We start from the raw sequence: 22,023 nt of genomic DNA, 5'->3' as shown, positions 1-22,023 counted from the left end.
CACCACGGAGGGGACCCCATGACCGCCGCCCGAGCCCTCGCCCAGTGGGCCCACGACCACCGGGCAGACCCCGACGACCTGGCGCTCGCCGGCCGCGCCCTGGCCGACACCGTCGCCGTCGCCCTCGCCGCCCGCGCCCACCCGCTGCGGCCGATCGCCGCGCCACTCCCGGACGCGGCCCGCTGGGCGGCCATGGCCCACGTACTGGACTTTGACGACCTGCACATCGAGAGCACCACCCACATCTCCGTCGTCACCGTCCCGGCCGTGCTCGCCGCCGGCGGCGACGCGCGCGCCTACCTCGCCGGCGCCGGCGTCATGGCCCGGCTCGGCGCGATGCTCGGCTGGCACCACTACGCGAACGGCTGGCACGCCACCTGCACCGCGGGCGCCCCGGCCGCCGCCGTCGCGGCCGGCGTCGCCCTCGGACTCGGCCCCGAGCAGCTCGCCACCGCCATGGCGCTCGCCGTGCCCGCGGCCGGCGGCGTCCAGGAGGCATTCGGTACGCACAGCAAGTCCCTGCAGGTGGGCTTCGCCGCGGACGCCGGCGTACGGGCCGCACGGCTCGCACAGGCAGGCGCCACCGCCGACCCGCGCGCCCTCGACGCCTGGCTGAAGCGCGTCGGCGGCACCCCGGCCACCGACGTCCCCGCGGCGCCCGCCGTCCCCGGCGGCCTCGCGATCAAGATGTACCCCTGCTGCTACGCCATGCAACGGCCGATCGCCGCGCTCCGCGACATCCGCTCCCGGGCGCACGGTGAGATCACCGGCATCACCGTCACCACCCCCGCGGGCACCGTCCACCCCCTCCTCCACGACCGGCCCGCCACCGGCCTGGAGGGCAAGTTCTCCATGCCGTACGCCGTCGCCACCGCACTCCTCGACGACTACCCCGGCTTCGACAGCTTCACCGACGCCGCCGTGACCCGCCCCGAAGCCCAGAAACTCATCGGACAGGTCACCGTCGACCGGCTGCCCGGCGAGACCACCACCCTCCTCGACGGCGAGGTCGCCCTCCGCCTCGACCTCGCCGACGGCACGGCCCTGCACTCCGCACTGGCCCTGCCGCCCGGCTCCCCGCAGCGCCCGCCCACGCACGACGAACTCCGCGCCAAGTTCGCCGCCTGCGGACCCGACGTACCGGACCTGCTCGCGGGCATCACGTGGGAGGGAGCGGCCGAGCTGATGCGGACGGCGTTCCCCGCCACCACCGGCCGTACGCAGAAGGAGAACTGATGCAGCATCAGCAGCAACGCCCGCTCGAAGGCATCACCGTCGTCAGTATCGAGCAGGCCGTGGCGGCCCCCTTCGCCACCCGCCAGCTCGCCGACCTCGGCGCCCGCGTCATCAAGATCGAACGCCCCGGCGACGGCGACTTCGCCCGCCGCTACGACACCACCGTGCACGGCCACTCCAGCTATTTCGTCTGGCTCAACCGCTCCAAGGAAAGCCTCACCCTCGACCTCAAGGACCCACGCGGCCGCGACATACTGCACCAACTCCTCGCAGAAGCCGATGTCTTCGTCCAGAACCTCGCACCCGGCGCCGCCGACCGCCTCGGCCTCGGCCCCGACGCCCTCACCGCCCGCTACCCGAAGCTGATCCCCTGCACCGTCTCCGGCTACGGCACCAGCGGCCCCTGGGCCGACCGCAAGGCGTACGACCTGCTCGTCCAGTGCCAGACCGGACTGGTCTCCCTCACCGGCACCGCCGACGAAGCCGCCCGGGTCGGAGTATCCGTCGCCGACATCTCGGCCGGAATGTACGCCTACAGCGGCATCCTCACCGCCCTCTTCACCCGCGCCACCACCGGCGTCGCCCGCCCCGTCGAGGTCTCCCTCTTCGAAGCGCTCGCGGAGTGGATGAGCCAGCCCGCGTACTACACCCGGCACAGCGGCAGCCAGCCGCCGCGCGTCGGCACCCAGCACGCCACCATCGCCCCCTACGGCGCCTACACCGCCGCCGACGGCAAGGACGTGCTCTTCTCCATCCAGAACGAACGCGAATGGGCCGCGCTGTGCCGCGAGTTCCTCGGCCGGCCCGAACTGACCGACGACCCGCGGTTCGCCACCGGCTCCGACCGCGTCGCCCACCGCGACGAACTCAACGCCATCGTCGCCGAACGCTTCGCCCGCTCCACCGCCGCGGACATCATGAAGGTCCTGGAAGACATCGGCGTCGCCAACGCCGGAGTCAACTCCGTCGCCGAATTCCTGGACCACCCCGTCCTCGAAGGCCGCGACCGCTGGCGCGAGGTCGCCGTCCCCGGCGCCACCGTACAGGCCCTCCTCCCGCCCGCCGACCTCGCCGGACTCACCGCCCGCATGGACCCCGTACCGGCCGTCGGCGAACACACCGACGCCATCCTCACCGCACTCGGCCGCACCCCCGACGACCTCGCGGCCCTCCGCGCCGACGCCGTCATCTGACCCCGGATCCCCCGAAGGAACCCGCATGAGCACCCTGGACACCCTCCCCGACGACGAACGCTTCGTGGTCGAAACCGTCCACGACTTCGTGAACAAGGACGTCAAGCCCGTCGTCCAGGAACTGGAACACACCAACACCTACCCCGAAGCACTCATCGAGAAGATGAAGGAGCTCGGCATCTACGGGCTCGCCGTCCCCGAGGAGTACGGCGGCACCAAGGTCTCCACGCCCTGCTACGTCCTGGTCACCGAGGAACTGGCGCGCGGCTGGATGAGCCTGGCCGGCGCCATGGGCGGCCACACCGTCGTCGCCAAACTGCTGCTGCACTTCGGCACCGAGGAACAGAAGCAGCTGTACCTGCCGAAACTCGCCACCGGCGAGATCCGCGCGACCATGGCACTCACCGAACCGGGCGGCGGCTCCGACCTCCAGGCCATGCACACCCACGCCCGCAAGGACGACCAGGGCTACCTCGTCAACGGGTCCAAGACCTGGATCACCAACGCCCGCCGCTCCGGCCTGATCGCCCTGCTCTGCAAGACCGACCCCGACGCCACCCCCGCCCACCAGGGCATCTCCATCCTCCTCATCGAGCACGGCCCCGGCCTCACCGTCTCCCGCGACCTGCCCAAGCTCGGCTACAAGGGCGTCGAGAGCTGCGAACTCTCCTTCGACAACTACCGGGCCGCGCCCGACGCCCTCCTCGGCGGCGTCGAGGGCAAGGGCTTCGCCCAGATGATGAAGGGCCTGGAGACCGGCCGTCTCCAGGTCGCCGCGCGTGCGCTGGGCGTCGGACGGGCCGCCCTGGAGGACTCCCTCGCCTACGCCCAGGAGCGCGAATCCTTCGGCAAGCCGATCTGGAAGCACCAGTCCGTCGGCAACTACCTCGCCGACATGGCCACCAAGCTCACCGCCGCCCGCCAGCTCACCCTGCACGCCGCACGCGAGGCGGACGCCGACCGCCGGGTCGACATGGAAGCCGGCATGGCCAAGCTCTTCGCCTCCGAGACCGCGATGGAGATCGCCCTCAACGCCGTCCGCATCCACGGCGGTTACGGCTATTCGACGGAGTACGACGTGGAACGGTACTTCCGCGACGCACCACTGATGATCGTCGGCGAGGGCACCAACGAAATCCAGCGCAATGTCATCGCCGCACAGCTCGTCAAGCGCGGCGGACTGGACTGATCAGCGCGCCTCGCGCCGGCTCTCCAGCGCCTCCAGCTCGGCGAGGGACTCGGTCAGCCACTGCACCCAGAAACTCTCCTGGGCGATGCCGGCGCGCAGCACGAGATGCTGCAGCCGGTCCGCCTCCGCCGTCTTCTCCGGCGGAAAATCACGCGCCTCGATCTCGTGATACTCCGCCAACTGCCGCTCGTGCAGCGCGAGGTGACGGCGGAACTCCGCCACCAGACCGGTCGCGCCGACGACCGCGGCGGCCCGCAGCCGCAGCAGCAGCGGATCGCGCATGGCCCGGGGATCCTGCCGCTCCGCCACCCACGCGGTGAGCGCCTCCCGGCCGGCCGGCAGCACCTCGTACTCCCGCTTCTGGCCGCGCGAGGGCTGCGCCTGCGGCAGGGCGTGGATCAGGCCCGACTCCTCCAGCTTGCGCAGCTCCCGGTAGATCTGCTGGTGGGTGGCGGACCAGAAGTACCGGATGGACCGGTCGAACCGCCGCGTCAGCTCCAGCCCCGACGACGGCTTCTCCAGCAGGGCCGTGAGGATCGCGTGGGGGAGGGACATGGCGGCCTTTCCGTGTGCTGTGGTGTGCGGCGGATGCGTGGGTACTGGTGACGTGCGCCGCCACCAGTACCCACGCATCCTAGGCCGCTCTCAGATGTCCGCCGCCAGTCGCGTGCCCTGCAGAATCGCGCGCTTGGCGTCCAGCTCCGCGGCCACGTCGGCGCCGCCGATGACATGCGCGGTCTGCCCGGCCGCCACCAGCGCGTCATACAGCTCGCGGCGCGGCTCCTGGCCCGCGCACAGCACGATCGTGTCGGCCGCGACGACGGACTTCTCACCGTCGACGGTGAGGTGCAGGCCCTCGTCGTCGATGCGCTCGTACGTGGCGCCCGCCGTCGTCGTCACGCCCCGGTGCCGCAGCTCCGTACGGTGGATCCAGCCGGTCGTCTTGCCCAGCCCCGCGCCGACCTTGCCGGTCTTGCGCTGCAGGAGGTGGACCGTGCGCGCCGCGGGCGCCCGCACCGGCGCCTTGAGCCCGCCGCGGCCCTCGTACGAGGTGTCCACGCCCCACTGCGCGAAGAACGCCGCCGGATCCAGGCTCGCCTGCTCCCCGCCGTCCGTCAGGAACTCCGCCACGTCGAAGCCGATGCCGCCGGCACCGACGATCGCCACCGTCCGCCCGGCCTCGACCCGGCCGCTGAGCACGTCGAGGTAGCTGACGACGCTCGGGTGATCGATGCCGGGGATGTCCGGGGTGCGCGGGGTGACGCCGGCCGCGACCACGATCTCGTCGTACCCGCCCGCGCCCAGCTCCTCGGCGGTCACGGCCGCACCCAGCCGCACGTCGATCTTCAGCTCTGCCAGCCGCGTACGGAAGTACCGCAGCGTCTCGTTGAACTCCTCCTTGCCCGGGATGCGGCGGGCGACGTTCAGCTGCCCGCCGATCTCACCGGCGGCGTCGAAGAGCGTCACGCCGTGCCCGCGCTCGGCCGCGGAGACCGCGAACGCCAGACCCGCCGGGCCCGCGCCGACCACGGCCAGCTCCTTGCGGCGCCGGGTGGGGGAGAGGCTCAGCTCGGTCTCGTGGCAGGCCCGCGGGTTGACCAGGCAGGAGGTGAGCTGCCCGGAGAAGATGTGGTCCAGGCACGCCTGGTTGCAGCCGATGCAGGTGTTGATCGCGTCGGCGCGGCCCTCGCGGGCCTTGGCGACGAAGGCGGGGTCGGCCAGGAACGGGCGGGCCATCGACACCATGTCGGCGCGGCCCTCGGCGAGCAGCCGCTCGGCCACCTCCGGGGTGTTGATCCGGTTGGTGGTGATCAGCGGGATCTTCACCGCGCCCATGACCTTCTCGGTCACCCAGGAGAACGCGCCACGCGGTACCGAGGTCGCGATGGTGGGGATCCGTGCCTCGTGCCAGCCGATGCCGGTGTTGATGATCGTCGCCCCGGCCGCCTCGACCTCCAGGGCGAGCTGTACGACCTCGTCGTAGGTCGAGCCGCCGGGCACCAGGTCCAGCATCGACAGCCGGTAGATCAGGATGAAGTCCGGGCCGACCCGCTCGCGCGTACGCCGCACGATCTCGACGGGGAAGCGGATGCGGTTCTCGTAACTGCCGCCCCAGCGGTCGGTGCGCTGGTTGGTGGGCGCGGCGATGAACTCGTTGATCAGGTACCCCTCGGAGCCCATGATCTCCACGCCGTCGTACCCGGCCTGCTGTGCCAGCTCCGCGGCCCGCACGTAGTCCTCGATGGTCTGCTCGACCTCGTCGTCGGTGAGCTCGTGCGGGGTGAAGGGGTTGATGGGCGCCTGGATCGCGCTGGGCGCCACCAGCTTCTCGCTGAAGGCGTACCGCCCGGTGTGCAGGATCTGCATCGCGATCTTCCCGCCCTCGCGATGCACCGCCTCGGTCACCTGCGCGTGCTCGGCGACCTCCGCCGCGGTGGTGAGCTTGGCGCCGCCGTCCATGGTGCAGCCCGCCTCATTGGGGGAGACGCCGCCGGTGACGATGAGGCCGACACCGCCGCGCGCCCGCTCGGCGTAGAAGGCGGCCATCCGCTCGAAGCCGCCCGGCGCCTCCTCCAGACCGAGGTGCATCGAGCCCATCAGGACTCGGTTGGGCAGGGTGGTGAACCCCAGGTCGAGCGGGCTCAGCAGGTGGGGGTACGGGCTCATCCGAAGTCTCCTCGCGCGCACAGTGCCGACGAGCTTCGTTTGTAGTCCAGCGGGACTCCTTTTGCAACATGTTGCATAAGCGGGGTCGGTCACATGGGAGGGGGTGTGGATAAGCGGGGCGGTCAATTTGGGCGGGGGCTGTGGATAACCGGGGGAGGGGGTGGGAGGGGGCTAGCGTTTTGGGGGTGCGGTGGTGGCGGGGGAGGGGGTCCCACTCACTTGGTTGGGGAGAGGGAGGGGCCCTGCCCAGGACAATGGCAGGGCCAGAGGGCAGGGCCACCGCCCTCAGGCCCCCGGCCGAAGCTGGATCTTGCGCCCCGCCCCCCGCCGGAACGTCTCCAGCGCCGTACCGAAGTCGTCCAGGCCGTACGAGTGCGTGAGCATCGTCGCGGCGTCCAGTGCGCCCTTGCCCATCAGCTCCACGGCCCGCCCGAAGCTGTGCACGACCGCCATCGAGCCGACCACCGTGATCTCGTCGTTGTAGATGCGGAACGGCGAGATCTTCGCCATCGCATCCGAGGGCGCCACGCCGAACTGCTGGAACGTGCCGCCGCGCCGTACCCGCGTGAGCGCGTCCTCGATCACCGGCACCACGCCCGTGCAGTCGATGACGATCTCCCAGCCCTGCGGCCGGTCCAGCGCGTCCGCGCCGGTGGCCACCGCGTCGGCGCCCAGCTGTTCGGCCACCTTCAGCCGCTCGGTGTTGATGTCCACGACCGACACGGAAGCCGCCCCGGCCCGCCCCGCGAGCTGCAGCATCATCAGGCCCATCGTGCCCGCGCCGTAGATCAGGTAGTGCGCGCCCAGGTCCCGCGGCAGTACGTCGAAGGCGTGCACCGCGCAGGACAGCGGCTCGATCAGCGTGCCCTGCGCGAGGTCCACGCTCTCCGGCAGGCGGTAACAGTTGGCCGCCGGCACCTTCACGTACTGTGCCATCGCGCCGTCCACGGTGTCGCCGATCGCGCCCCAGCGCTCGCAGAGATTGCCCCGGCCGATGCTGCAGAAGTGACAGGACCCGCAGAACAGCGACGGGTCGACCGCGACCCGGTCGCCCGCGCGCACCCCGCTCACCTCGGCGCCGAGCGCCACGACCTCGCCGGTGAACTCGTGCCCGGGCACGATCGGATACGGCGTCGGCGCGAACTCACCCTGCACGATGTGCAGATCGGTACCGCAGATGCCGACCGCGGCGACCTCGACGACGACCTCGCCGGGGCCCGGCGTCGGATCGGCGACCGTCTCGACGGAGAAGGAGCCGGGGGTCCGGATGACGACGGCGCGCATGACGGACTGCCTTTCTGTGAACGGACGTTGACGGGGCGTCAGTCGGTACTGGTGGGATGCGACGGTGCGACCACGTGGACCGGTACGCCCAGCTGCTCGATGGCCGCGATCTGCTCCTCCGGCGTCGCGGTGTCGGTGACCACCAGGTCGTAGCCGGAGGCGTCGCCGTACCCATGGGTGGCGGTCCGCCCGAACTTGGTGTGGTCCACGGCCAGCGCGCTGCGCTCGGCCGCCTCCCGCATGGCCTCCTTCAGGTCGGCCCACTCCTGGACCGGGTGGAAGAGGCGGCCGCGGTCGACGGCGGTGGGGGAGGAGAAGGTGAGGGTGGCGCGGATGCGCGAGAGATGGCGGAGGGTGTCCGTACCGGCGCACGCCTCGAAGTCGGGCCGGTAGCGGCCGCCGAGCAGGATGACTTGCGTACGGGGCGTGCCCGCGGCGCCGATCAGGGAGGCGACGCGCAGGGAGTTGGTGACGACGGTCAGTCCCTCGATGCGGGCGAGCCTGCGGGCGAGCGGGAAGAGCGTCGAGCCGCAGTCCATCAGCACCGTGTCGCCCGGGCTGACCTCCCGTACCAGCAGCTCGGCGAACGCCTCCTTCGCCTCGGTCTGCTGGTACTCGCGGAAGCGGGTCGCGGTCTCCATGGTGACCTCGGGCAGTGCGACGGCCATGCCGCGGCGCTTCTCCAGCAGCTTCCGGGACTCCAGGTTCGCCAGGTCGCGATGCACGGTCATGGCGCTGACCTGGAGTTTCTCGGCGAGTTCGGCGATCCGTACGGCGCCTTCCTCGATGACCTGCCGCAGCACCCGGCGGCGGCGCTGCTCGACCTCTGCTTCGGAACCACGGCTTTGCGTCACGGCTGACCTCCGCGGAACATCACACAGTTTCCGTGATGTTTTTGCAAGAGTGTGTGACCTACGGATTTCCGAGGCGGTCTTGCCCCGGGCCCGTCCCGGCCCGACGCTGAACGGAACGCCCGGTGCCGAGGCGCCGGCGACACGGCAGTACAGAGAAGGCAATACAGCGACGGCAATACAGCAACGGCAGGACAGGGACCGCAGTACAGCGACGGCAGGAGGGGAACGTGCCACAGCCGGCACCGCAAGGACCGCCGCCCGGCCCCGCCACGGGGAGCCCCGATCCCGAGGTGGCCGAGGTGGTCTACCTCGTCGGGGCGGAACTGAACGCATCGGACAAGGCCCTGCTCGCCGCCTTCGAGGCCGCCCTCGTCGAGTCGGGCATGGAGAACCTCGACCACGGCGACCTCGACTCGGTCGGCGTCTTCCAGCAGCGCCCCAGCATGGACTGGGGCACCGCCGAGCAGTGCATGAACGTCAACTACGCGGCGCACCGGTTCTTCGAGCGGGCCATCGAGGAGGACGCGGACGACCCGGACCTCACAGCGGGTCAGCTCGCCCAGAAGGTTCAGGTGTCCGCCTACCCGGAGCGTTACGACGCGCGGGAGGAGGAGGCCCGGCAGCTCATCGAGGCCACCCGGGACGCGCTGGAGTGAGGGCCGCGGGCCTGTGGCCCGGGCACATGCCCGTGCCACGGTCACGGTCCGTGACGGAATTCTTCGGTCGGTTTCGATCGACGGGCCGTGACACGGACCTCACCGCGCCATCATGGGGGCCGTGAGCCGGTGCGACCGGTGGATCGGCTGAAGGGAGGCGGCCGGGATGCTCGTGAAAGCCCCGACCGACAGGCGCGTACGGATCGAGCGGTGGCCGGTCCCCGCCGGCTCGCCCACCCTCGCGAAGCTCGCCGTGGTGGGCGTCCTCGACGGTGACAGTGTGTCAGGTCTGTGCGACGCCACCGCGTCGGTCATGGCGGGCGGCAAGCGGCATCTCCGGCTGGACCTCTCCGGCGTCACCTCCTGCGACACCGCCGGCCTCTACACCCTCCTCGGCGTGCAGAGCGCGCTGCGCGCCATGGGCGGCGGCCTGGTACTGCTCCGCCCCAGCCTCCCCGTCCACACGGGCCTCAGGGCCGCCCGCCTGCACCTGCGGCTGGTCATCGCGCCGCCCGGCTCGGTGATGTAACGACCCTGCGGGGGCCTGGACGCAGTCCGCTCAGCCGACCGCGTCCGCCGGCGGCAGCAGCGGCCCGCACGTCCAGCGCTGGAAGACCAGCCGGGTCTCGACCCTGGCCACCTCGCGCCGGGCGGTGAACTCGTCCAGGACCAGCCGCTGCAGGGCGGCCGCGTCCGGCACGGCGACATGGACGAGGTAGTCCTCAGGACCGGTGAGGTGGAAGAGGGAGAGCGCCTCGGGCAGCGAGCGGATGCGCTCGACGAAGGGGCCGACCAGCTCGCGGCGGTGCGGCCGTACCTGCACGGACAGCAACGCCTGCAGCCCGCGGCCCAGTTTCGCGGGGTCCAGGCGGAGTTCGTGTCCCAGGATCACGCCGCTGCGGCGCAGTCGGGTCACCCGGTCCAGGCAGGTCGACGGCGCGACGCCGACCGCCGCGGCCAGGTCGCGGTATGTGGTCCGGGCATCGTTCTGCAGCAGGCGTAATATCTCCAGGTCCACCGGATCGAGACGCACAGAGTCGGCCATGTACCGAACGTAACACGGAAGTTGACCATCCGGTCAGCGCCCCCGACCAGCATCGGAGCATGACCCGACCAGCCGCGCGGCCGGACCGCGCCACCACCGCCGTCACCACCCCCGACACCCCGTACCGCGCCCTGGCCACCGAGGCCGTGCACGCGGGCCGCGAGGACCTCGCCGCGCAGGGCCTGCACGCGGCGCCGCTGGACTTCTCGACCACGTATCCCTCGGCGGACAGCCGCGGCGAGGCGGCGCGGCTCGACGCGTTCGCCGCCACCGGCGCCGAGTTCGAGGGCCCGCCCGTCTACGGGCGGCTCGGCAACCCCACCGTCGCCCGCTTCGAGACCGCGCTCGCCCGCCTCGAAGGCACCGAGTCCGCCGTCGCCTTCGCCAGCGGCATGGCGGCCCTCACCGCCTGCCTCCTCGTCCGGCACGCCGAGGGACTGCGGCACGTCGTCGCCGTCCGTCCGCTGTACGGCTGCAGCGACCACCTGCTGTCCGGCGGGCTGCTCGGTACCGAGGTGACCTGGACCGACCCGGCCGGCATCGCCGACGCGCTGCGCGCCGACACCGGCCTGGTCATGGTCGAGAGCCCGGCCAATCCCACGCTCGCCGAGACCGACCTCGCGGCCGTCGCGCACGCCTGCGGCTCCGTGCCGCTGCTGGCCGACAACACCTTCGCCACCCCTGTACTGCAGCGTCCCGCCGAGGCCGGCGCGCGGCTGGTGCTGCACAGCGCGACCAAGTACCTCGGCGGCCACGGCGACGTGCTGGGCGGCGTGGTGGCCTGCGACGAGGAGTTCGCGCGGCGGCTGCGGCAGATCCGGTTCACCACGGGCGGCGTACTGCACCCGCTCGCCGGCTACCTGCTGCTGCGCGGGCTGGCCACCCTTCCCGTACGGATGCGGGCGGCGTCCGCCACCGCGGCGGAGCTGTCCCGGCGGCTCGCCGGCCACCCGCGGGTGTCGCGGGTGCACTACCCGGAGCTCGGCGGCGCGATGGTCGCGTTCGAGGTGTGCGGGGACCCGCACGACGTGACCGCCGGGGTGCGTCTGATCACCCCGGCGGTCAGTCTCGGCAGTGTGGACACCCTCATCCAGCACCCGGCCTCGATCAGCCACCGTGTCGTCGATGCCGCCGACCGTACGGCCGGCGGCATCTCCGAGCAGCTGCTGCGGCTGTCGGTGGGCCTGGAGGACGTCGAGGACCTGTGGCAGGACCTGGACGCGGCGCTCAGCGGCCCCGGTGACCGAAGCGGCTCCGGTGACCGGAGCGGCCCCCGCGCCCGAAGCGGTCTCAGCGCCGGGCGGCGGTCTCCCGCGCGGCGGGAGCCGGCAGCGGCCGGACAGCGGTACGCGGCTCCGGCCGGCGCCGCAGCCCCGCAGGCCGGGCCGTGATCACCAGCGTGCCCTCCTCGACCTGGTAGTCCAGCGGCAGCCCCAGGCCGCGCATGGCCGCCACCATCCCGGTGTTGGACGCCTGCGTGATCGCGTACACGCTCTCGCTGCCCGTCTCGGCGGCCATCGCGACCAGCCGCTCCAGCAGTTCGGCGCCGATGCCGCGGCGCTGCCACGCGTCCTCCACCAGCAGTGCCACCTCGGTCTCGTCGCCGTCCCACAGCAGGTGGCCGAGGGCCACCAGCCGCCCGGAGGCGGTCTCCACGGCCAGCGTGCGGCCGTGCCGCGGGCTCAGCAGGTGGTTGAGGTAGCGCGCGGCGTCCTGCACAGGGCCGTGGTAGCGCAGCGACAGCGTCCGCTCCGAGCAGCGGTCGTGCATCTCGCGCGCGGCCGCCAGGTCGGAGGGGTCGGCGCGGCGTACCGTGATGGGGCTGCCCTCGGAGAGGGTGAGGGTGTCCCGGCGCTCCGGGACCCGCTGGCCGAGCCGGGAGTCCAGCTCCACCAGCGCCCGGACCCGGGCGAACTCGGTCGGGGTGAAGGGCAGCTGCGGCCGCTCGATGGTGAGCGAACCGCCGGACGGATCGCGGAACTTCATGGTGTGGTCCTCAAGTACGCCGTCGTCCGGCACTCGTTCGGCCAGCGGCTCGCCCTTGAGCGTGTGCGCGGGTACCGAGTGGATGGTGCAACGGCCCAGCAACTGCCGCAGCGCCAGAGGCAGTTCCGCGGAGTCCAGGGCCGTTCGGGTGGCCAGGGACAGCATACGGGCCGGCGCGTCGACCAGATCATGGGCATCGGCGCGTTCCAGCCAGGTGTCCCGGCCGCCCGCCGCGGTCACCGCGCCTGCCAGCACGCCCCGCTCCGGGGTGCCCGGCACCCGCAGCAGGAACTCGTCCACCGTGCCGTCCGACAGCGGGTGGGTCTGCAGACTCAGGATGTCCACCCGGTGCGCGGCCAGCGCCTGGCACAGCGCGGCCAGGCTGCCCGGCTCGTCCCGTACGGTCGTCCGCATGCGCCACAGCGTCGTCTCGGGGAGCTCCGTGCCCTCGGCGAGGGCGGGGGCCGACGACGCCGCGGCGCCGGTATCGCCCGGCGGCGGCGCGTGTTCGTGGCGCCGTGCCCACCACACGTGGAAGCCCGCCGTGGCGAGCAGCGCGATGGCCGAGGCGCACAGGAACACCGGGCCCGACGGACCGTGTGCGACGGCGTTGGCGACGGAGTCGGCCACCGCGACGGCGGTGAAGAGGGCGGCCAGTTCGACGACGTCCCGCCGCCAGTGATGGCGGCGGGCACTGCGGTTCGGCGTCTTCTCGGACGAGTACTTCTCAGTCATGCACTCCAGCATCACCGACCGGTGTTGCATGATCACAAACGACTTGTGTCCGCCAGGTAAAGGACACAATTGCCTCTACCGGTGCCTTCGAACCAAACGAACCGAACGCCGTTACTGTCCGACTCGCCCCGGTTGCAGGGTCTGGCTGAACAGCACCTCACCGTTGTCCTGCCGCAGCCGCACCGTCAGCTCCCCGCTCCCGCCGTCGATGTCGATCTCGCCGAAGTACTGCGGCGTCTCGGCGGGCGAGGTGTTCGCACGGTCCGGCGCCTTCAGGAACCGCTGCTCGGGCCCGAACGTACCGTCCAGCTTGAGTGCCGGGAATCCGCCCGCGTTCAGCGGTCCGGAGACGAACTCCCAGAACGGCTCGAAGTCCTTGAACGCCGCGCGCGACGGGTCGTAGTGCTGCGCCGAGGTGTAGTGCACGTCCGTCGTCACCCACACCGTGCCCGTGATCCGCCGGTGCTTGATGTGCCGCAGCAGCTCGGCGAGCTGCAGCTCGCGCCCCAGCGGCTGCCCCGGATCGCCCTGCGCCACCGCCTCGAAGCGGGTCTTGCCGTCCGGCACGACCAGCCCCAGCGGCATGTCGGACGCGATCACCTTCCACACCGCGCGCGACCGCGACAGCTCCCGCTTGAGCCACCGCAGCTGCTCGGCGCCCAGGATGCCCTGCGCGTCCTCCGTCTGCCGCCCGTCGGAGTTGGCGTTCCGGTACGTCCGCATGTCCAGCACGAACACGTCCAGCAGCGGCCCGTGGTTGACCACCCGGTACACCCGCCCCTGCCCGTCCGGGCGCAGCGTGCGGATCGGGAAGTACTCGCTGAACGCCCGCAGCGAGCGCGCGGACAGCACGTCCACGTCCTTCACCGTGTACCGGGCGTCGTCCAGGATCTGCCCCGGGTACCAGTTGTTGTGCACCTCGTGGTCGTCCCACTGCGTGATGGTGGGCACCTGCGCGTTGAACCGCCGCAGGTTGTCGTCCAGGAGGTTGTACCGGAAGGCGCCGCGGAACTCGGCGAGGGTCTCCGCGACCTTGGACTTCTCCTCGGTGGTGATGTTCCGCCAGGTCCGCCCGTCGGGCAGCTTCACACTGGCCGTGATGGGGCCGTCGGCGTAGATGTTGTCCCCGCTGCACAGGAAGAAGTCGGGGTTCCGGCGCCGCATCTCCTCATAGATCCGGTAGCCGCCGCGGTCGGGGTTGATGCCCCAGCCCTGCCCCGCGAGGTCCCCGGACCAGTGGAACCGCACTCCTTCGCCGCGCTTCACGGGCGCGGTACGGAACGTCCCGGTCACCGGTTCCCCGGTACGCCGGGGATCGTCGGGATCGGCGAGCGTGACCCGGTAGTGGATCTGCTCGCCGGGCGGCAGGCCGCGCAGCGAGGTCAGCCCCGTGAAGTCGGTGTCCGCGCCGATCACCGGCCCGTGCCAGGTGCGCGCGTTGCGGAACGACTCGGTCGCCGCGGTCTCCACCGTCATCCGCGCGGGCCGGTCGGAGCGCACCCACACCAGCCCGGAGCCGGTCGTCACGTCGCCCACCTGCACGCCCCAGTCGGCGCTGGGCCGGCCGGTGCGCGCCTGCGCGGGGGCCGCGCCGCCGATCGCCGGCAGCGCGAGCGCCGCGGACGCGGCCGCCGCTCCGTGCAGCACCGAACGCCGCCCGAAGGCTCTGCCGCCGCCTGCCGCTCCCTGCGCCATGTGATCCTCCGTTGCTCGATCGCTCTGCGTACGGTCCCGTTCGTACCGGTCCCCGGTGCCCCGAAACCGAACGCACAGTGAACAACCCGCTGACAACGGCACGGAAGCCCGGAACCGGCCCATGGTCGCAAGCGGACGGTGCGTTGGCCAGGAAGTCGGCATCATTCGCGCAGCGCGCCCAGCGTATTGCATCGGTCGTTCCAAAACCGGTACGGTGCGCGCATGGCCCGACCGAGGTTGTTCGACGAGGAGCGGGCCCTGGACGCCGCGATGCGTACGTTCTGGGCGAACGGCTACGAGGCCACCTCGACCCAGGATCTGTGCGCCGCCACGGGCCTGGGCCGCAGCAGCATCTACAACACGTTCCGCAGCAAGCACGATCTGTTCACGCGTGCGCTGGCCCGCTACATGGACGCCATGACCACCCGTCAGCTGGGCATCCTGGAGGATCCGGAGCGCGCCCCGCTGGACCGCGTCCGTGCGCTGTTCGGTGCGGTGATCGACGACGAGCTCGGCAACCGTGCCGACGGGCGCAGCCCCGGCTGTCTCACCGTCAACACCACGGTCGAGCTGGCCGGCCGGGACGCCGAGGCCGCGGCGATGCTGGAGCGCGACACGGAGCGACGGCTCGCCGCCCTGCGCGCCGTACTGGAGGCCGGGCAGGCCACTGGCGAGATCGCCGCCGGCCGGAGCGCGGAGGCGCTCGCCCGCTTCATCAACGCGGTGATCGGCGGCATGCGGGTCTCCGGCCAGGGCGGCGCGGACCGCGCGGTCCTGGAGTCCATCGCGGAGACGGCCGTCGAGGCGCTGCTGCCCTGAAACGCGCGGGTGCGGTGGGGCATTTCATGCTGCCCAAGTTTTGAACTGATCGATACAAAACAGCGGCGACACCTGAAACGAACACGACGAACACGACGAACACGACGAACACGACGAACACGAAGGAGTACCGGCAGTGCCACGTGCCATATACGTCCTGGCCCTCGGCATCTTCACCATGGTGACCAGCGAATTCCTGGTCGCCGGGCTGATGCCGCAGATGGCGGCGGGACTGGACGCGACCATTCCGCAGATCGGCTACCTCATCACGGCCTTCGCCGCGGCCATGGCTCTTGGCGGCCCGTTCCTCACCGTGGCCCTGCTGAAAGTGCCCCCGAAGCGCGCGCTCACCGTACTGTTCGCCGTCTTCCTGGCGGGCAACGTACTGGCCGCCACCGCCTCCGGCTACGCCGTCATGATGGCCGCCCGGATCATCACCGGCATCGCCTCCCAGGCGTTCTTCGGCGTCGCCCTCTCGATGTGCGCCCGGCTGACCCGCCCGGAGGTCCGCGGCCGGGCCGTCTCCGTGGCCCTCAACGGCCTGATGCTCGGCACGCTCCTCGGGATGCCCCTGTCCACCCTGGCCGGCGAGCACTTCGGCTGGCGCGCGGCGTTCTGGGCCGTCGCCGGGCTCACCGTGCTCGTCGCGCTGGCCACCGCGGCCGGCGTGCCGCGCCTCGAACACACCGAGGGGAACGCGGACTTCCGCGCCGAACTGGCCGTCTTCCGGCGTCCCCGGCTCTGGCTGACGCTCTCCACCAGCACGTTCGTCATCGGCGCCACCTTCTCCGCCTTCAGCTACCTCAACCCCGTACTCACCGGCATCACCGGGTTCGCCACCGGCACGGTCCCCCTGCTGCTCATCGCGTACGGCGCGGCCACCGTCCTCGGCAACCTGGTGGTCGGCCGCCTCGCCGACCGGTACACGCTGCCGGTCCTGCTGAGCGGCCTGGCCCTGAACCTGCTCTTCCTCACCGGCTTCGCCGTGCTGGCCGGCTTCAGGGTGCCGGCCGTGCTGTGCCTGCTGGGTATCGGGCTGGTCGGGGTGACCATGAACCCGGCACTGGTCATCCGCGTCCAGCGGGCCGGCAACGCCCGCCCGCTGGTGAACACCGTGCACTCCTCCTTCATCACCTGCGGCGTCATCCTCGGCTCGTCCCTCGGCGGCCTCGCGATCGGCTCCTTCGGGCTGCGCGCGCCGCTGTGGCTGGGTGCGGCGCTCGCGGCGGCCGGTATCGCGACGCTCGTACCCGACCTGGTGCGGCGCGCGGTGCCGGCGCCTGCGAGGGACGCGGACGCGGGCACTGCCGGTGCGGCGCGGCCGGCGCGGGTGGAGGCCGTCCAGTAGGCGGCGCCCCGGGTCACGCCCCCGTGGACGCCACCGTGTCGAGGATGACCCGGGCGACCAGGGCCGGGTCGTCGTTCATGGGGACGTGGCCGCAGCCGGGGAGGCGGACGAGGCGGGCGCCCGGGATCACGCGCTTGGCCCGTACGCCCTGGCGGGGCAGGAGCAGCCGGTCGCGGGTGCCCCAGCCGATGGTCACGGGCACGTCCGGTATGTCGCGCTGGAACAGCACACCGGGGCCGCGCCCCGCGGCGAGCGTGGCGGCGAAGCCGGGCGCCTCCCGCAGCGCGCGGGTCTCGGCCGCCACGGCGGCCGGCGAGCGGCGTCCGGGGCGCGCGTAGATCGAGCCGGTCAGCGCCGCGCGGCCGGCCGCCGTGCGGGCCAGCACCTCGACCACCTGCGGCGGCAGGGCCCGGGCCCCGGCCCGCATGCCCGTCAGGACACCGAAGGCGTACCGGCGTTCGGCCTCCGTCCAGAAGCCGGCCGGCGACAGCGCCGTCACCGACCGCACGGCCCCCGTGAGGCCCAGCTCCAGCGCCAGCAGCCCGCCGAGCGAGTTGCCCACCACGTGCGGCCGCTCGACGCCCAGCGCCGCGAAGGTGTCCGTCAGCAGCGGGACCACCGACGCCAGGCCGTACTCCACGCCGTCGGGGAGCGCGGGGGAGGCGCCGAAGCCCGGCAGGTCCAGCGCGATCACGTCGTGCGACGCGGCCAGGACGCTGAACACCGGCTCCCACGCCTGGTAGTGGTGGCCGATGCCGTGCAGCAGCACCACCGGCTCGCCGGCGCCCTTGCGCTCGTACGCGACGGAGAACGGCGGCCGGCCGTCGGGGGAGACGAGGAGGGAGGAGGCCGTGGCAGTTGTCATGGGGGCTCCTTCGAGGGGGAGGGCCGTGCGTGGGGGCGGCCCAAGAGGCACGCCCATGAGACACCATGTCAGCAATCATTACCGGTGGGTAGCGGGCGGACGTGAATTGACCGGTCGCACCGAAACCGCTGGACCACGCGCAATCCGCTGGACAACAACGAGAGGTGCGGGTGGGATGAGGGCGTGCTGACCGACACCGCGACCGATGTCTTCGAAGAACACCGCCCCGTCCTCCAGGGCGTGGCCTACCGCATGCTCGGCCGGGTGGCCGACGCCGAGGACGTCGTCCAGGAGGCGTGGCTCCGCTGGTCGGCCGCCGACCACGACACGGTACGGGAGCCGCGCGCCTACCTGGTGCGGGTCACCACCCGGCTCGCCATCGACCGGCTGCGCCAAGTACAGGCCCGGCGCGAGGCGTACGTGGGGCCGTGGCTCCCCGAGCCCGTCGCCACCGACTTCGGCGGCGCCGTCCCGGACAGCGCCGACCGCGCCGTCTTCACCGAGTCCGTCACGCTCGCGGTCCTCGTCGTCATGGAGTCCCTCTCGCCGCTGGAGCGCGCCGTCTTCGTGCTGCGCGAGGCGTTCGGTTACTCGTACGCGGAGATCGCGTCCGTACTGGAGCGGGGCGAGGCCGCGGTGCGCCAGCTGGCGGGCCGGGCCCGGCGCCACGTGGAGGAGCGCAAGCCGCGCTTCGAGGTGAACGCCGAACGCCAACGCGACCTGACCGAACGCTTCCTGGCCGCCGCGGCCGGCGACGACCTCCAGGGGCTGATCGGCCTGCTCGCCGAGGACGTGCGGCTGGTCGGCGACAGCGGCGGCAAGGCCAAGGCGCCGCTGCGCGTCATCGAGACGGCGGACAAGGTCGGGAGGTTCCTGGTCGGCGTCTCCAGGGCCCCGGCCGTGGACCTGCGGTTCGGCTTCACCGAGCTCAACGGCGGGATCGCGCTGGTGGGGCGGGTCGGCGACCGGGTCGACACGGTGTTCCAGCTCGACGTGGCCGACGGCCGCATCCAGACGGTCTACGTCGTCCGCAACCCGGAAAAGCTGGCGGCGGTGTCCGCGGTGGCCTGATACCCACCCCTTTGCGAAGCCGGCGGCCGGCGGGCCGCCGGCTTTTGCATGCCCGCGTACGTCCGCCACCGCATGCGCGCGCCCCTCGGCCGTCTCGAACCGTGTTGAGTCGGTCACGCTACGGCATCGGATCGCCGATTGGTCTTGACCAAGGGTGGGGCCGCTCATATCGTCGCAGGGATACTTCAACAACCTTTAATAAAGAAGCGCTCAAAACCCCTGGCCGGCGCCGGGGGGCACCCCCGGGGGCGGACCCGGGACACGGCGAATGCGGAGGACAGGGTGGGGACCACGCAGCTCGACACGGTGCAGGAACCGAAGTACTGGCATCTCAAGACCGTGCTCAGCGAGGCGCTCGACTCGGAGTTCGCGGTCGGCGAGGTCCTGCCGAACGAGCGGGACCTCGCGGCGCGCTTCGGGGTCGCCCGCGCCACGCTCCGGCAGGCGCTCGAACAGCTCGAACTCGAAGGCAGGCTGCAGCGCCGCCGCGGCGTGGGCACCACGGTCGCGCCGCCCCGGATGGGCGTGCCCGTGGACCGCTCCGGACACAGCTGGCCCGGCGCGCCCGGCGACGCCTGGCAGCCGGCCGACGCGGCGGCGGTGGACGGCGCGTCGGTCCCGTCGGCCGTCGCCGAGCCGCTGGGAGTGGGCGCGGGCGACACCGTGCACGTCGTGCGGCGCACCAGGGTCGACAACGGCCAGCCGGTCGCGGCCGAACTGCTCTACGTACCGGCCGAGTCCGTGCCCGGACTGGCGACGGCCGCCGCCACCGGCCCGGTGGCCCGCGCCCGCGCCGTCCTCCAGGAACTCCAGCGGCTCGAACTGGACGGCGAGGAGCGCGCCGTGGAACTGGGCTCGGCGCGCGCCGAGGACGCCAAGCAGCTGGACCGGCTCCCCGGCGCGCCGGTACTGGTGGTCACCACGCGCTATGTGACCGGCGGCCGCATCACCGCGGTCTCCGTCTCCACCTACCGCGCCGACACCTGCCGCCTGACCTTCGGGGACCGCGAGGACGTGGCGGTACTGACGGGCTGAGACGAGGACTGGGCCCGGCGCCGGGCGGCTGTCATCGCCGGGCCGTCACCGTGCCCTCCACCGCGAACAGCTGCTCCTCGACGTGGTCGAGGGCGAGGCGCAGGGCGCCGGTCGCCACCGCCGCCTCGCCCAGGGTCGACAGGGCGACCTGCGGCGGCCGCAGACAATAACGCGCCAGCTCCTCGCGCAGGGGATCCAGTACGCCGTCCAGGCCGGCCGCCCAGCCGCCGATCACGACGATCTCCGGGTCCAGCGCGAGGACCAGCGCGGCGACGTCGTGCACCAGCCGCTGGATGAAGCGCCGCATCGCGTCCCGGGCGCGCGCGTCCCCCTCGCGCGCCAGCGTGAACACCCGTGCGACCTGCGCCTCGTCGAGCGGGTGCAACGGTTCGCCGGTCGTCGACAACAGGGTCTCCGGCGTCTCCCCGCGCCCCAGCAGATGCAGCGCCCCGATCTCGCCGGCCGCCCCGCCGAAGCCGCGGTGCAGCCGCCCGCCGATCAGCGAACCCGCGCCCGGACTCAGCCCGGCCAGGACGAACACCACGTCGTCCGAGCCGGCCGCCGCGCCCTTCCAGTGCTCGGCGACCGCGGCCGCGTTGGCGTCGTTCTCCACCAGGACCGGGCAGCGGAAGGACTTGCGCAGCCGCTCGCCCAGCGCCAGCCCCGTCCACCCCGGCAGCGCGGTACCCAGCCGTACCGTGCCGTCCGCCTCCACGATCCCGGGGCCCGCGACGCCCACCGCGCGCAGCGAGTCGCGGGCCACGCCCGCCTGCCGCAGCAGGTCGGCGACCGTGTCCCGGGCGCACGCCAACCGCCGGTCGGCCGGGGCGGATTCGTCCACGTCGTGCTGGACCGAACCCAGCACGCGGCCGTTCAGGTCGGACAGCAGCGCCGAGACCCGGTGCGCGCCGATCTCGATGCCCAGCAGATGTCCGGCCTCGGCGCGGAAACGGAACCGGCGGGCGGGCCGGCCCTGCCGCCGCGCGCCCTCCTCCGCCGGCGCCTCCACGACCAGCCCGGTCTCGATCAGGCCCTCCACGACCCCCTCGACAGTGGGCCGGGACAGCCCGGTGAGCTGTACCAGCTGGGTGAGGGTGGGGGAGTCGGCGGCGCGCAGCGTGTGCAGGACCACCGCGGAGTTGATCCGTCGCAGCAGGGAGGGGTCCCCTCCGGTGAGCCGCCCCAACGTCCGTCTCCCTCGCCTCGCGTGTTTGCGGGATCGTAGCCGGTCGGAGGGCCTGCGGCGAGCCCCGAAGTGTGCTGGTCACGGCCTGTGACGGACCGATTGTCAGACCCCGGGTCTTTACTGGTGACATGACGAGGCAACAGTTTTACGGTCACCTGTCCGCGGTCGACGCGGCGATCGACGCCGTGCTCGCTGCGCCCGGCGGCACCGCGGCCGACGCGTCCGGTGATGCCGGGCGGATGCTCCGGCTCCGCGTGAGCGAGGAGTTCTGGGACGCCGATCCGGCGGACGAGCGGGCCGCGGCGGAGGAGTTCGAAGCGGAACGGGAGGCGCTGGACGGCGTGCTGTCCTTACGCTGGGGCCCGCCCGGAGTGCTGGACCTGACGCCGCATCTGGAGCGGTCGGCGATGGGGCTGCCGGTGTGGCCGCCGCTGGCCGGCCTGTCGGCCCTGACCACGACGGCGCATGTCTGGTCGGTGGGGGAGTGCCGGGTGGCGACCGGCGTGGGAAGAGCCGCGGAGCTCCAGCCGTACGAGCTGGTCGCGGCGGTGTGGCCGGACCGCGGCGAGCGACCGCCGCTGCCCCGGCAGGGCACTCACTCCTCGGCGAACGCCGCTTCGCGGAGCCGGCCGTACTCCTCCGCCAGGGTGGTGGGGTTCCAGTGAGCGTTCAGACCGCTGGGGTTGGGGAGCACCCAGATACGGGCGTCGCCGATGGTCCGCTCCTGCGGCCCGACCTTGGCGAGCTTGTCGCCGAAGGCCGCGCGGTAGGCGGTGACCCCGGCGACCGCCAGCCACGCGGGGCGCAGCCGGCGCACCTTCTCCTCCAGCTGGCGGCCGCCCTCCGCGAATTCCTCCGGCGTCAGTTCGTCCGCGCGGGCCGTCGCCCGCTGCACGACGTTGGTGATGCCGACGCCGTACCGCAGCAGCTCCTGCTCCTCGTCGGGCCGCAGCCGCCGGGGGGTGAAGCCGGCGGCGTGCAGCGTGGGCCAGAAGCGGTTGCCGGGCCGGGCGAAGTGGTGGCCGGTCGCGGCCGACATCAGGCCCGGGTTGATGCCGCAGAAGAGCACCCGGAGGCCGCTCGCGGCCACGTCCGGGACGCGGCGGTCACGAGCGGCTTCCAGCTCTTCGGGGGTGAAGCGCGGCATGGGAGGACCGGC

Annotated in this window: 21 protein-coding genes; 11 read left to right on the top strand and 10 right to left on the bottom strand. The window is 72.5% G+C overall.

Annotated features, from left to right (window positions below; genetic code table 11):
- Positions 1-18 precede the first annotated feature (18 nt).
- The 3 genes from ACIGXO_RS32260 to ACIGXO_RS32250 are packed head-to-tail and all read left to right on the top strand — an operon-like array spanning position 19 to position 3,618.
- Positions 19-1,236: an MmgE/PrpD family protein gene (locus ACIGXO_RS32260; protein WP_399793986.1), complete on the top strand. Its 1,218-nt coding sequence runs from the start codon at positions 19-21 to the stop codon at positions 1,234-1,236.
- Positions 1,236-2,429, top strand: a complete 1,194-nt coding sequence (locus tag ACIGXO_RS32255) for a CaiB/BaiF CoA transferase family protein (protein WP_399793984.1) — start codon at positions 1,236-1,238, stop codon at positions 2,427-2,429. The genes ACIGXO_RS32260 and ACIGXO_RS32255 overlap by 1 nt, the downstream gene beginning before the upstream one ends.
- 25 nt (positions 2,430-2,454) lie before the next feature.
- The gene (locus ACIGXO_RS32250; RefSeq protein WP_399793982.1) at positions 2,455-3,618 is read left to right on the top strand and encodes an acyl-CoA dehydrogenase family protein; all 1,164 of its coding nucleotides are present in this window, start codon (positions 2,455-2,457) and stop codon (positions 3,616-3,618) included.
- On the opposite strand, the gene ACIGXO_RS32245 is transcribed toward ACIGXO_RS32250, so the two are convergent.
- The 4 genes from ACIGXO_RS32245 to ACIGXO_RS32230 form a co-directional block, all read right to left on the bottom strand.
- Positions 3,619-4,173, bottom strand: coding sequence for a PadR family transcriptional regulator (locus ACIGXO_RS32245; protein WP_399793980.1), 555 nt, complete (start codon positions 4,171-4,173; stop codon positions 3,619-3,621).
- A 90-nt stretch (positions 4,174-4,263) separates the two neighbouring features.
- Entirely contained in the window at positions 4,264-6,285 is a 2,022-nt protein-coding gene (locus ACIGXO_RS32240; RefSeq protein ID WP_399793978.1) for an FAD-dependent oxidoreductase, read from the bottom strand.
- 285 nt (positions 6,286-6,570) lie between these two features.
- Positions 6,571-7,569: a zinc-dependent alcohol dehydrogenase family protein gene (locus ACIGXO_RS32235; RefSeq protein WP_399793976.1), complete on the bottom strand. Its 999-nt coding sequence runs from the start codon at positions 7,567-7,569 to the stop codon at positions 6,571-6,573.
- A 38-nt stretch (positions 7,570-7,607) separates the two neighbouring features.
- Entirely contained in the window at positions 7,608-8,423 is an 816-nt protein-coding gene (locus tag ACIGXO_RS32230) for a DeoR/GlpR family DNA-binding transcription regulator (protein ID WP_399793974.1), read from the bottom strand.
- A 227-nt stretch (positions 8,424-8,650) separates the two neighbouring features.
- Here ACIGXO_RS32230 and ACIGXO_RS32225 point away from each other — a divergent pair, with 227 nt between their 5' ends.
- Both ACIGXO_RS32225 and ACIGXO_RS32220 read left to right on the top strand, forming a co-directional pair.
- Entirely contained in the window at positions 8,651-9,079 is a 429-nt protein-coding gene (locus ACIGXO_RS32225; RefSeq protein WP_399793972.1) for a hypothetical protein, read from the top strand.
- A gap of 166 nt (positions 9,080-9,245) precedes the next feature.
- On the top strand, positions 9,246-9,608 hold the full coding sequence (locus tag ACIGXO_RS32220; protein WP_399793970.1) for an STAS domain-containing protein: 363 nt from the start codon (positions 9,246-9,248) through the stop codon (positions 9,606-9,608).
- Positions 9,609-9,638: 30 nt separating this feature from the next.
- On the opposite strand, the gene ACIGXO_RS32215 is transcribed toward ACIGXO_RS32220, so the two are convergent.
- A complete protein-coding gene (locus tag ACIGXO_RS32215) occupies positions 9,639-10,124 on the bottom strand; it encodes an Lrp/AsnC family transcriptional regulator (RefSeq protein ID WP_399793968.1) in 486 nt (161 codons plus the stop codon).
- Between the two features lie 59 nt (positions 10,125-10,183).
- Here ACIGXO_RS32215 and ACIGXO_RS32210 point away from each other — a divergent pair, with 59 nt between their 5' ends.
- Positions 10,184-11,515 carry a trans-sulfuration enzyme family protein gene (locus tag ACIGXO_RS32210; RefSeq protein WP_399793966.1) on the top strand — a complete coding sequence of 444 codons (1,332 nt, stop codon included), beginning with the start codon at positions 10,184-10,186 and terminating at the stop codon, positions 11,513-11,515.
- Here ACIGXO_RS32210 and ACIGXO_RS32205 read toward each other — a convergent pair.
- Both ACIGXO_RS32205 and ACIGXO_RS32200 read right to left on the bottom strand, forming a co-directional pair.
- Entirely contained in the window at positions 11,415-12,845 is a 1,431-nt protein-coding gene (locus ACIGXO_RS32205; RefSeq protein WP_399793964.1) for a GNAT family N-acetyltransferase, read from the bottom strand. The two genes, ACIGXO_RS32210 and ACIGXO_RS32205, sit on opposite strands and share 101 nt — an antisense overlap.
- Positions 12,846-12,956: 111 nt before the next feature.
- Entirely contained in the window at positions 12,957-14,540 is a 1,584-nt protein-coding gene (locus ACIGXO_RS32200; RefSeq protein WP_399793962.1) for an alkaline phosphatase D family protein, read from the bottom strand.
- A gap of 222 nt (positions 14,541-14,762) precedes the next feature.
- Here ACIGXO_RS32200 and ACIGXO_RS32195 point away from each other — a divergent pair, with 222 nt between their 5' ends.
- A complete protein-coding gene (locus ACIGXO_RS32195; RefSeq protein ID WP_399793959.1) occupies positions 14,763-15,359 on the top strand; it encodes a TetR/AcrR family transcriptional regulator in 597 nt (198 codons plus the stop codon).
- Positions 15,360-15,495: 136 nt separating this feature from the next.
- Complete coding sequence (locus tag ACIGXO_RS32190; protein WP_399793957.1) at positions 15,496-16,707, top strand: MFS transporter; 1,212 nt, start codon at positions 15,496-15,498, stop codon at positions 16,705-16,707.
- 13 nt (positions 16,708-16,720) lie between these two features.
- On the opposite strand, the gene ACIGXO_RS32185 is transcribed toward ACIGXO_RS32190, so the two are convergent.
- Positions 16,721-17,572: an alpha/beta fold hydrolase gene (locus ACIGXO_RS32185; protein ID WP_399793955.1), complete on the bottom strand. Its 852-nt coding sequence runs from the start codon at positions 17,570-17,572 to the stop codon at positions 16,721-16,723.
- 183 nt (positions 17,573-17,755) lie between these two features.
- On the opposite strand from ACIGXO_RS32185, the gene ACIGXO_RS32180 reads away from it, so the two are divergent.
- Positions 17,756-18,643 (top strand): RNA polymerase sigma-70 factor, encoded by an 888-nt coding sequence (locus ACIGXO_RS32180; RefSeq protein ID WP_399793952.1) that lies wholly within the window; start codon positions 17,756-17,758, stop codon positions 18,641-18,643.
- A 282-nt stretch (positions 18,644-18,925) separates the two neighbouring features.
- Positions 18,926-19,678 carry a GntR family transcriptional regulator gene (locus ACIGXO_RS32175; RefSeq protein ID WP_399793950.1) on the top strand — a complete coding sequence of 251 codons (753 nt, stop codon included), beginning with the start codon at positions 18,926-18,928 and terminating at the stop codon, positions 19,676-19,678.
- A gap of 31 nt (positions 19,679-19,709) precedes the next feature.
- Here ACIGXO_RS32175 and ACIGXO_RS32170 read toward each other — a convergent pair whose 3' ends face one another.
- Positions 19,710-20,864, bottom strand: coding sequence for an ROK family transcriptional regulator (locus tag ACIGXO_RS32170; RefSeq protein WP_399793948.1), 1,155 nt, complete (start codon positions 20,862-20,864; stop codon positions 19,710-19,712).
- A 128-nt stretch (positions 20,865-20,992) separates the two neighbouring features.
- Between ACIGXO_RS32170 and ACIGXO_RS32165 the strand changes: the two genes are divergently transcribed.
- A complete protein-coding gene (locus ACIGXO_RS32165) occupies positions 20,993-21,529 on the top strand; it encodes a hypothetical protein (RefSeq protein ID WP_399793945.1) in 537 nt (178 codons plus the stop codon).
- Here the strand turns inward: ACIGXO_RS32165 and mug are convergent.
- The gene (gene mug, locus ACIGXO_RS32160; protein WP_399793943.1) at positions 21,460-22,011 is read right to left on the bottom strand and encodes a G/U mismatch-specific DNA glycosylase; all 552 of its coding nucleotides are present in this window, start codon (positions 22,009-22,011) and stop codon (positions 21,460-21,462) included. The genes ACIGXO_RS32165 and mug overlap by 70 nt on opposite strands.
- Positions 22,012-22,023 lie beyond the last annotated feature (12 nt).

The sequence above is a fragment of the Streptomyces sp. NPDC053542 genome (assembly GCF_044544685.1).
Taxonomy (GTDB): domain Bacteria; phylum Actinomycetota; class Actinomycetes; order Streptomycetales; family Streptomycetaceae; genus Streptomyces.
The sequence above is the reverse complement of the archived record's forward strand: the minus strand, read 5'-3'. Positions and strand labels throughout refer to the sequence as shown.